Here is a 2,577-nt window from a genome sequence, read left to right as displayed (position 1 = left end):
TGTGGTTCGGCTGACGCCAAAGCCAAGTTGCCGCCAATGGCGAGCCCGACAGCAAGCAGCAAAGTAGAAAATCGTTTCATGCAGGATCTCCTTTTGAATTGAGTGACACCGGAACCCCAGTCACTGGGGGTGCATTCGGCCTTGATTGCCGTGAGCAAGGGCTACGCCAACTTGGAGACGATGCTGAATCCCAGGCAGGACATGCGAATGGCCTGATCCAAGTGGGAGAGGGGACCCGTGAGTGCGCGGGAATCCGCACGGTGGGTTCACAGTGGTTCGCCAACGCACGGTTCTTCGGGGTCGATGCCCCTAGCTTGGGATTTTGGGTCAGGGCTTCGCCAACCCCAACGCCTTGATTCGATCGTAGAGGGTGCGACGGGCGACGCCCAGGATTGCGGCCGCCTCAGTGACGCTTCCCCCGCTGCGCTGGAGCACGCGCTCGATGTGGAGCCGCTCCATTTCCTTGAGCGTGACCATCTCCCCATCCCCCGCAGACTGGGCAGTGGATAGGAGAAATAAAGGGGCAAAACGCTGGATGGCGAGGGAATCAAAGGGGGGTCTCCAGGCACCGGGAGGGTGGGTTGGGGGCCTGAAACCTGGTCAGTTTGGCAAAGATCAGAGCGTTTCGACCAGGATCTCACCGTTTCGTGTCGGGTCAAGCAGTCCTGGGTCATGGCGATGCCCACCATCGGGTCTCGGTGGCGGTCGGGGACCCTGGGATCGGCCCCGAGGGGTACTCCATTCCTAGGGTGGCTCCCGTCTGGAAATGGCGTCCAGGAACCGGCGGATCACCCGTGGCTGGGTGAGGAAGGCGATCCGCTGCATCCTACTGGAGCACTTGGGGCACTGAAGGACATCAATCCCGAACACCATTTGGAGCAATTGCGCCCACGGGGTTCGGCGGCCGTAGCGGCTTTTCTCGGTATCGTCGCTCAGGATGCAGCATGCGGGTGAGGGCTTGGGTTTCAATGGTTTCGGCACCACCAGGGGCCGCAGCTTGGCATTCGGTGCAAAGATGCCGAAGTAGCGTACGGCGTGCAGCTTGGGCGGCGGAACGAGCGCCGCGAGACGACCGATGAGTTCGACCCCATTGAAAACCAGGACCGACGTGCCATCCGGCCAGGGGGTCTTCATCTGGAAGGCGTAGCGCCCGTCGTTGCGCTCCACCAGCCGCCCCTGCGCCAGCGGGGGGCGCAGCAGGTACCTGCACAATCGCTCCCGGTGGAAGCGGTCGTCTGCGGCCACGCGCACCGCCGCGTCCAGGTTGAATCCCGACGCATGCCCTGCCCGACCTTTGGAGGGCCGTGCGGCTGCTGGGCTCCCCAGCGTCACCACCCGGGATCCGGCGGGACCAAAGGCCAGCGTCCCGGTCATGGAAGCACGGGCCAACTGGCCCAGCAACGGATCCACCGGATCCTCGTTCTCATCGCTATCCGACCAGATGCCGCGCCGACGCAGGAGGTCCAGGACCTCCTCGCAGATCCGGGCCGCAAGCGTGTCGAGTTCCTCGCGGGTCGGCTCCGGCAGCGCCCAGAACACCGGGCGGCCTTCCTCGTCCAGCACGTAGACCCCGTCGGTTCCCAGGGCGTGCAGATGCACATTGAGGTTCAGCCCCGAGCCGAACCGCTGGATCACCACCAGCAGGCCGGGGTTGGCCAACGCCACGGACTTCAGCTTGAGGAACACCTTGGCCTGGCGCCGCAGGAAGCGAAAGACCACACGGGAAAGGATCCTGGTGATGTCGCGGCAGATGGCCGGATTGTAGGCCATGAGGTAGCGCAGGGGCCGTGGGAAGCTCAGCACCCACTGGCGGTAGGGGATCAGGGGCGGCAGGACCTCGTTGCAGAGATGGGCGGCCCCGTCCTCCATCCGGCGGGCACCACAGCTCGGGCAGAATCCCCGTCCCTTGCAGGAGAAGGCCACCAGCCGGTCGTAGCTGCACTCCGGGCAGTGGACGCGGGCGAAGCCGTAGTCCAGGATGCCGCAGCGCAGGAACCCCTCGAATTCGCGTTGGACGAACCGGGGCACGTAGCGGTCGAGGTCCTCGCAGTGCAACAGGAACCGTGGCAAGTGCTCGGTCACACACATATGGAGGACCAAGTGCTCGGGTTTCCGGCGTTGGTAGGTGGCAAGGCAGGACATTTAACCATATTCGCCTTTTTTTCGCTCATGACAAGTTCTCCGGGGATCCTTCTCGTGGCCAGCCTTTCAGGAGCCAGGGCGCTGCCCACCCTCGGCTTCCAGGTGATCTCCCCCATGTGGCCTACCCCGCCAGGCCGATCCCAGCCAGGGTGTCCGCGTAGTTCCAGGGCATCCACTCCTCAGGGTTCTCCTCAACCAGGGCGTGGTAACGCTGGAGGGCGACGAGGTACTCGAAGGGGTTGACCGTGTTGAGCTCGGCGCTGTGGATGAGGCTCATGAACACATCCCCGACGTGGGCGCCCGTCAATGTCTTGTAGAACAGGCTGTTCTTCCTGTGCAGGATGGCCCGCTTCAGGGATGCCTCGACCTTGTTGGTATCGAGTGGGGCCGCGGGCTCCCGGAGGAAAAGGGTCAGCCGCTCCCAGTGCTTGAGCA

General features: G+C 63.9%; 3 protein-coding genes. All 3 read right to left on the bottom strand.

Annotated features, from left to right (window positions below; genetic code table 11):
* Nucleotides 1-327 precede the first annotated feature (327 nt).
* Nucleotides 328-477, bottom strand: a complete 150-nt coding sequence (locus WAS25_RS08415) for a helix-turn-helix domain-containing protein (RefSeq protein WP_422311077.1) — start codon at nucleotides 475-477, stop codon at nucleotides 328-330.
* 267 nt (nucleotides 478-744) lie between these two features.
* On the bottom strand, nucleotides 745-2,142 hold the full coding sequence (locus WAS25_RS08410) for a transposase (protein ID WP_422311076.1): 1,398 nt from the start codon (nucleotides 2,140-2,142) through the stop codon (nucleotides 745-747).
* Between the two features lie 121 nt (nucleotides 2,143-2,263).
* Nucleotides 2,264-2,577 (bottom strand): IS66 family transposase (locus WAS25_RS08405; RefSeq protein ID WP_422311075.1); only part of this gene is annotated, 314 nt, incomplete at its 5' end.

It is taken from the genome of Geothrix sp. (genome assembly GCF_049292215.1).
Classification (GTDB): Bacteria; Acidobacteriota; Holophagae; order Holophagales; family Holophagaceae; genus Geothrix.
The sequence above is the reverse complement of the archived record's forward strand: the minus strand, read 5'-3'. Positions and strand labels throughout refer to the sequence as shown.